6 protein-coding genes are annotated in these 7,694 nt (G+C 51.2%); 2 read left to right on the top strand and 4 right to left on the bottom strand.

Annotation, left to right across the window (positions count from 1 at the left end; genetic code table 11):
• Nucleotides 1-214 precede the first annotated feature (214 nt).
• Nucleotides 215-2,491, bottom strand: a complete 2,277-nt coding sequence (gene clpA / locus FDX03_RS16410; protein ID WP_048212056.1) for an ATP-dependent Clp protease ATP-binding subunit ClpA — start codon at nucleotides 2,489-2,491, stop codon at nucleotides 215-217.
• Between the two features lie 30 nt (nucleotides 2,492-2,521).
• A complete protein-coding gene (gene clpS / locus FDX03_RS16415; protein WP_005128368.1) occupies nucleotides 2,522-2,842 on the bottom strand; it encodes an ATP-dependent Clp protease adapter ClpS in 321 nt (106 codons plus the stop codon).
• 322 nt (nucleotides 2,843-3,164) lie between these two features.
• Between clpS and cspD the strand changes: the two genes are divergently transcribed.
• Nucleotides 3,165-3,389: a cold shock-like protein CspD gene (gene cspD, locus FDX03_RS16420; RefSeq protein ID WP_005128369.1), complete on the top strand. Its 225-nt coding sequence runs from the start codon at nucleotides 3,165-3,167 to the stop codon at nucleotides 3,387-3,389.
• Between the two features lie 84 nt (nucleotides 3,390-3,473).
• On the opposite strand, the gene macB is transcribed toward cspD, so the two are convergent.
• Nucleotides 3,474-5,420 (bottom strand): macrolide ABC transporter ATP-binding protein/permease MacB, encoded by a 1,947-nt coding sequence (gene macB, locus FDX03_RS16425; protein WP_048212057.1) that lies wholly within the window; start codon nucleotides 5,418-5,420, stop codon nucleotides 3,474-3,476.
• Nucleotides 5,417-6,532 (bottom strand): macrolide transporter subunit MacA, encoded by a 1,116-nt coding sequence (gene macA, locus FDX03_RS16430; RefSeq protein ID WP_048212058.1) that lies wholly within the window; start codon nucleotides 6,530-6,532, stop codon nucleotides 5,417-5,419. The genes macB and macA overlap by 4 nt, the downstream gene beginning before the upstream one ends.
• Nucleotides 6,533-6,693: 161 nt before the next feature.
• On the opposite strand from macA, the gene FDX03_RS16435 reads away from it, so the two are divergent.
• Complete coding sequence (locus tag FDX03_RS16435; protein ID WP_048212059.1) at nucleotides 6,694-7,644, top strand: VirK/YbjX family protein; 951 nt, start codon at nucleotides 6,694-6,696, stop codon at nucleotides 7,642-7,644.
• Nucleotides 7,645-7,694: the final 50 nt, after the last annotated feature.

A 7,694-nucleotide genomic window follows, 5' to 3' on the forward strand; every position in this document is an offset into this window, starting at 1 on the left:
GTTTCGTTCATTAAGGGTATTATCCCCTCCGCTGAAAAACATAACCCATAAATGCTAGCTGTACCAGGAACCACCTCCTTAGCCTGCGTAATCTCCCTTACGCAGGCTTATTTTTTGCCTGCCGTTTAAACTCTCCGAGTCCCCCCAATTCAAATCACTACTTTCAGGCGAAAAAAAACCGGGCATTACACCCGGTTTATCATGTAATTAGAAATTAATGGGCAGCTTCTGGCTTGTGCTTTTGCGCACTCTGGAAACCATAGGTCAGCTCATTTTTTTCTTTGTCCAGTGCGACGGTAACCTGACCGCCATCCACCAGCGAACCAAACAGCAATTCGTTGGCCAATGGTTTTTTCAGGTTGTCCTGAACCACTCGCGTCATCGGACGTGCGCCCATTGCGCGGTCGTAGCCTTTTTCCGCCAGCCAGTTACGTGCTTCCTGACTCACTTCCAGAGAGACACCTTTCTGATCCAGTTGAACCTGCAGCTCGACAATAAATTTATCCACCACCTGATGAATCACCTCAGTAGAGAGATGATCGAACCAGATAATGTTGTCGAGGCGGTTACGGAATTCCGGCGTAAACACTTTTTTGATTTCGCCCATCGCATCAGTACTGTTGTCCTGATGAATAAGCCCAATCGATTTACGCTCAGTTTCACGTACCCCGGCGTTGGTCGTCATCACCAGCACCACGTTGCGGAAATCCGCTTTACGCCCGTTATTGTCGGTCAGCGTACCGTTATCCATCACCTGCAGCAGCAGGTTGAAGACGTCCGGGTGCGCTTTTTCGATTTCATCCAGCAACAGTACCGCATGAGGATGTTTAATCACCGCATCGGTCAGTAAACCACCCTGGTCAAAACCGACATAACCCGGAGGCGCACCAATCAGGCGGCTGACGGTGTGGCGCTCCATATATTCGGACATATCAAAACGCAGCAGCTCAATGCCGAGCGCTTTGGACAGTTGTACCGTGACCTCGGTCTTACCAACGCCAGTCGGCCCGGCAAACAGGAACGACCCGACCGGTTTATGCTCGTGTCCCAGACCAGCACGGCTCATTTTGATCGCTTCGGTCAGTGCTTCAATGGCTTTATCCTGCCCGAATACCAGCATTTTCAGACGGTTGCCCAGATTTTTCAGCGTATCACGATCGCTCTGCGAAACGCTCTTCTCCGGGATCCGCGCAATGCGGGCCACGACGGACTCGATATCTGCCACGTTGACGGTTTTCTTGCGCTTGCTGACCGGCATCAGACGCGCACGTGCGCCCGCTTCATCAATCACGTCAATCGCTTTATCCGGCAGATGACGATCGTTAATGTATTTCACCGCCAGTTCGACCGCTGCACGTACCGCTTTGGCGGTGTAGCGAACATCATGGTGCGCTTCGTACTTCGGTTTCAGACCGTTGATGATCTGCACGGTCTCTTCCACTGACGGCTCAGTGATATCGATTTTCTGGAAGCGACGTGCTAACGCACGGTCTTTCTCAAAGATATTGCTGAACTCCTGATAAGTGGTTGAACCTATCACACGGATTTTCCCGCTGGAGAGCAGCGGCTTGATCAGATTAGCCGCATCCACCTGGCCGCCCGATGCCGCACCCGCACCGATAATGGTGTGGATCTCATCGATAAACAGAATGCTGTTGGTATCCTGTTCCAGTTGTTTCAGCAGCGCCTTAAAGCGTTTTTCAAAATCGCCGCGGTACTTGGTACCAGCCAGCAGCGAACCGATATCCAGAGAGTAAAGGGTGCAATCAGCCATCACTTCCGGCACGTCGCCCTGGACGATACGCCAGGCGAGACCTTCGGCAATGGCGGTTTTACCGACACCAGACTCTCCCACCAGCAGCGGGTTGTTTTTTCTGCGACGGCACAGGACCTGAATGGCGCGCTCCAGCTCTTTGTCCCGGCCAATGAGCGGATCAATTCCGCCCACACGGGCAAGCTGGTTAAGGTTAGTCGTGAAGTTCTCCATACGGTCCTCCCCGCCAGCTTGCTCTTCGTTATTTGGCTGATTCCCAGAGTCAGAAGATTGACTCGGTTCGTCTTTACGCGTGCCATGAGAAATGAAATTCACCACGTCCAGGCGACTGACTTCATGCTTACGCAGCAGATAGGCCGCCTGTGACTCCTGCTCGCTGAAAATAGCGACCAGCACATTCGCGCCAGTCACTTCATTGCGCCCGGAGGACTGAACATGAAAGACAGCGCGTTGCAAAACACGCTGAAAACTCAACGTCGGCTGCGTGTCGCGCTCTTCTTCGCTGGCAGGCAATACGGGTGTGGTTTGTTCAATGAAGGCTTCGAGTTCCTGACGGAGCGCCACCAGATCCACAGAACACGCTTCCAGCGCTTCACGGGCCGATGGGTTACTGAGCAACGCCAGTAACAAGTGCTCGACGGTCATAAACTCATGTCGGTGCTCGCGCGCTCTGGCGAAAGCCATGTTTAAACTGAGTTCCAGTTCTTGATTGAGCATAGGCACCTCCCCCAATATTTATGCCTGCATTCAGGCTTTTTCCAGCGTACACAGCAACGGATGCTCGTTTTCCCTCGCATATTTGTTCACCATCGCCACTTTGGTTTCAGCAACCTCGGCGGTAAATACGCCACAGATGGCTTTACCTTGATAGTGAACAGCAAGCATCAGTTGCGTTGCACGTTCTACATCATAAGAAAAGAATTTTTGTAACACGTCAATAACAAACTCCATCGGAGTGTAATCATCATTGACTAATATCACTTTATACATAGATGGCGGTTTTAGCGCGTCGCGCAATTTGTCTTCCGCCAGCTGTTCGAAATCCAGCCAGTCGTTCGTCTTACCCATTGTCAGTCGTCATCTTCAGTTACGGTTACCGGCAGAATAACTTGCCGCTGACAAGAGCCTATGCGCACAATCAATCTACCTCAAGTATTAGATAACTATCATCTATCAGTGCCATCCGCGACATCTGTCACATATCCGACAATAGCGTTAACTGCTTCAAATTTTGATGCATTTTTACCCTATTCCACCTGCCTGGCGCTTGACGCCTCGCCTGATTTCTCTAAATTGTAGTTTCGAGAGTTGGCGAGGTTTTGAACAGCCCCCACTCCGCCACCGGTTCATTCCATCTTACTTATATAAGATTTACGAAGGATGTCGAAGTATGGAAACGGGTACTGTTAAGTGGTTCAACAATGCCAAAGGGTTTGGTTTCATCTGCCCCGAAGGCGGTGGTGAAGATATCTTCGCCCATTACTCCACCATTCAGATGGATGGTTACAGAACGCTAAAAGCCGGACAGTCTGTCCAGTTTGATGTCCACCAGGGGCCAAAAGGCAATCATGCCAGTCTTATCGTGCCCGTCATTGAAGCAGAAGCTGTCGCATAGCTCTTCTGTCTCATTGTGTACATCCCGCAGACAAAATGCCAGCCCCTAAGGCTGGCATTTTTATTTCTTATGCAATACAACGCGTTATTCTCGTGCCAGAGCATCAACGGGATCCAGACGCGCTGCATTACGGGCCGGAAGCCAGCCAAACAAAATTCCGGTGGCGGTTGAACACAGGAAAGCCGTTAGCAGCGCGACAGGAGAGAAACCAATTTCCCACCCGGGCAGGAACAGCTGTAACGTAAAGGCAATTAACATCGACAAACTGATGCCGAGCGCGCCGCCCACCAGACACACCAGCACAGCCTCAATTAAGAACTGTTGTAACACATCGCTGGCCCGCGCACCCACGGCCATCCGAATACCGATTTCACGCGTACGCTCTGTCACCGATACGAGCATAATGTTCATCACACCGATCCCGCCCACCACCAGCGAAATCACCGCCACCAGCGTCAGAAAGAGCTGTAATGTACGTGTGGTTTTTTCGGCGGTTTTCAAGATGCCATCCATGTTCCAGGTGAAGAAATCTTTTTTGCCATGACGCAGCGATAACAGACGGGTGAGTTGCTGCTCGGCCTGGGCGCTATCAAAACCCTCTTTTACCCGCACGGTAATAGAGTTTAACCACGATTGCCCCATGATCCGCCCTGACATGGTGCTGTATGGCAGCCAGACGCGCAGGATCTTGCTGCTGCCAAACATCGATTGTTTTTCTTCCGCGACGCCAATAACGGTGGCTGGCATATTTCCCACCAGAATAACCTCACCCACCACTTTTGCTTTGCTGGGGAACAACTGACGTCGGGTATTGCTGTCAAGCACCACCACCTGCGCCCTACCCGCCAGCTGTTCTGCATTAAAGGTGGCGCCTTCACTGAACGTCATGCCATAGACGTTGAAGTAATCACCGCTAACGCCGTTTGCGCTGGCGGCGACATCAATATTGCCATAGCGCAGGCGTAGGTTCTTCGATACCGCAGGCGTAACGGAACTGACCCAGGGTTGCTTCTGAATCGCGACTAAATCGTCATACTTCAGCGCCTGCTGATATTGTGGGTCGTCATCACCGAAATCTTTGCCCGGATAGATATCGATAGTATTCGTACCAATCGCCCGGATGTCTGCCAGCACCAGCTGTTTTGCCGCATCGCCCACCACCACAATCGACACCACCGAAGCGATACCGATGATAATACCCAGCATTGTGAGCAGTGTACGCATCTTGTTGGCGGCCATGGCCAGCCATGCCATGGTCAATGCTTCACGAAAACCGCTGACAAACTGGCTCCAGCCAGAAGCCGTCGTCACCGTTGGTTCATCAATATCACGTCCGGCAGTGGGCTTTTGTGGTGGTGGATTACGCACAATCTCGCCATCACGAATTTCAATGACACGTTCTGCCTGGGCGGCAACCTGGCTGTCGTGCGTGACGATAATTACCGTATGCCCGCGATCGCGTAGCTGATGCAGAATAGCCATCACCTCCTCGCCGGAGTGGCTGTCCAACGCGCCAGTGGGTTCATCGGCCAGAATAACCTGACCACCGTTCATCAACGCACGCGCAATACTGACACGTTGCTGCTGACCACCGGAAAGCTGGGAAGGCTGATAATCAACCCGGTCGCCCAATCCCAGGCGCTGAAGTAATTCCTGAGCACGCGCCAGACGCTGCTTACGTTCAGTCCCGGCATACACCGCCGGGACCTCTACGTTTTGTGCCGCCGTTAAATGTGACAGCAAATGATAACGCTGGAAGATAAAGCCGAAATGCTCACGCCGCAGTTGCGCTAACGCATCGCTATCCAGTGTAGAAACATCCCGCCCCGCAACCCGATAGGTTCCACTGGTCGGCTTGTCCAGGCATCCCAGAATGTTCATCAGCGTCGATTTACCCGAGCCTGACGCCCCGACAATCGCCACCATTTCACCGGCCTGAATGCGTAAGGAAACGTCCTTTAATACCTCAACCTGTCCCTCGCCTGACGGGTAACTACGGCGGATATTGCTCAACTCAAGCAATGCCGTCATTGTGCTACTCCCGCTTTACCCTCACCGGTGATAACTTCATCACCCTCTTCCAACCCTTTCACAATCTCTACGTCGGTATCATTACGGGCACCGATGACCACCTCGCGCTCGCGGGTTTCACCATTGCGCAGCAGCCTGACGTTATAGCGGTTGTTGCCAATAGGATCGCCCAACGCCGACAGCGGGATCGTCAGTACATTTTTAACGTCTGTAAGCTGGATGTGCACCTGCGCGGTCATATCAAGGCGCAGGATCCCTTTCGGGTTAGGCACTTCGAAGCGGGCGTAGTAGAAAATGGCGTCATTCACCTTCTCAGGCGTCGGAAGGACATCTTTGAGCACGCCTTCATACCGTGTCTGCGGATCGCCCAGCACAGTGAACCAGGCTTTTTGGCCTGGCTGCAGGTGAATAACATCTGCCTCGGAGACCTGCGCTTTTACCAGCATGGTGCCCATATCTGCCAACGTCAAAATGTTGGGTGCCTGCTGGGCGGCAATCACGGTTTGCCCCTGGAGGGTGGTGATTTGCGTCACTTCACCCGCCATTGGCGCGACGATTCGCGTGTAATCGAGGTTCGTTTTTGCCGTATCAAGGGAAGCCTGATTACGCTTAATTTGTGCATCAATAGTGCCAATCTGTGCCTGCTTGACCGCCATTTCGGTCGCTGCCGTGTCGAGATCCTGCTGCGAAACCGCCTGCGTTTTCGCCAGTTGTTGCTGACGAGAAAGCGTTACGCGCGCCAGTTTCCACTCAGCTTCGGCCTGTAAACGCTGAGCCCGCAGCTCCATGAGCGTCGCTTCTACTTCTTTGATTTGGTTTTGCGCCTGCTCAGGATCGATAACGCCGAGCAACTGATCTTTTTTAACTTTATCGCCGATGGCTACTGACAGCGTTTTTAACTGCCCACTCACTTGTGCACCAACATCAACTTTGCGTAACGCATCCAGTTTCCCGGTAGCCAGCACACTTTGCTGGAGATCGCCTGGACGTACAATTAACGTTTGATACTGTGGTAGTGGCGCATTAAGCGTTCGCCAAAGTGAAATCATCGCCACAATAATGATGATGGCGAGCAGAAAATAACGTTTTTTAATTTTTCCCTTGAGCTTCATAAATGTCCCAGTGTCCCCCAATACGCCTACCAGAGTGGAGTGATAACCATCAACGATAAATTAACAGACGTTGAAAAGTGCAAAGAATAACAGAGTTATTGATGAACCGTTAAGGTCCACTGTGCTGAAATTGGTATCAGAGTATCTATTGGATTGTTATTATGAGCCAGCTAACAGAAAGCACTTTTCATTCTTCCAGACCCGCCACAAGTTTTAGTCTTTTTTGTCGTCTGACAACCGGACAATGGCGGCCAGGTAAATTTTGGCATCAACGAAGCTTTCGCCGTAAGTTTGTATGGCGCTCATTGCTGATGCCACGATTAACACGTGAATGGATGGCTGAGCTGGCGCAATGGCCGGATCTCGAAAAAATTCTCGCGATCCAACCCCGTATACCGGTTCGCCTGCATCGCGCGTATCTCGCAGTAAACCTTGACCGTAAAACAAAACTCGATGCTGTGCGTTTTCATTACAATGTTATTCGCAACGCTTTTTCATCGACAGAATTTAATGATTATTTAAGTGCCGATGGGTTACAACTGGCACAAATTGAAGGCAAAGACAGCGCAATATACACCATTATAATGTCATCATTTATTGCCCTGGATAAAGAAGGTGAAAGTACCATTCTTGTCCGTAATAGTGAGGGCGAGACATTAGCAGAAATGACCTTCACCCTGTGCAACTATGAAGGGCGCAGCGCGCTTTTTATTGGTGGCTTGCAGGGGGGTAACCGATTAATGCCGCACGAAGAAATTCAAAAAGCGACAAAATCATGCCATGGTTTGTTTCCTAAACGTATTGTAATGGAAGCTATTTGTCGTTTTGCAGAACAATTGAATATTGAACAAGTACTGGCCGTCAGCAATGACCAGCATATTTTTCGCAGCCAGCGTTACCATGATAAAAACAAGGTTATTCTTTCTGACTACAATTCATTTTGGGAGTCAGTTGGCGGCGAATGTGACAGCAATGGCTACTATCATATTCCGCGTACGCTGGCGCGTAAAAGCGAAACAGATATTGCCAGTAAGAAGCGCGCGGAATATCGCCGCCGCTATCAGTTACTCGACAGTATCCACTCGCAGTTATCAGTCATGTTCCGCCGCTAATCCGCTCGCCCGCGTGCTAACCACAGCACGCGGGAGAACATTTTCCGCAG

The sequence above is a fragment of the Citrobacter sp. wls827 genome (assembly GCF_005280875.1).
Lineage (GTDB): Bacteria > Pseudomonadota > Gammaproteobacteria > Enterobacterales > Enterobacteriaceae > Citrobacter > Citrobacter youngae.

Coding starts and splice junctions, on each gene's coding strand:
- clpS (WP_005128368.1), bottom strand. CDS start 2,842: ATGGGTAAGACGAACGACTGGCTGGATTTCGAACAGCTGGCGGAAGAC.
- clpA (WP_048212056.1), bottom strand. CDS start 2,491: ATGCTCAATCAAGAACTGGAACTCAGTTTAAACATGGCTTTCGCCAGA.
- FDX03_RS16435 (WP_048212059.1), top strand. CDS start 6,694: ATGAGCCAGCTAACAGAAAGCACTTTTCATTCTTCCAGACCCGCCACA.
- cspD (WP_005128369.1), top strand. CDS start 3,165: ATGGAAACGGGTACTGTTAAGTGGTTCAACAATGCCAAAGGGTTTGGT.
- macB (WP_048212057.1), bottom strand. CDS start 5,420: ATGACGGCATTGCTTGAGTTGAGCAATATCCGCCGTAGTTACCCGTCA.
- macA (WP_048212058.1), bottom strand. CDS start 6,532: ATGAAGCTCAAGGGAAAAATTAAAAAACGTTATTTTCTGCTCGCCATC.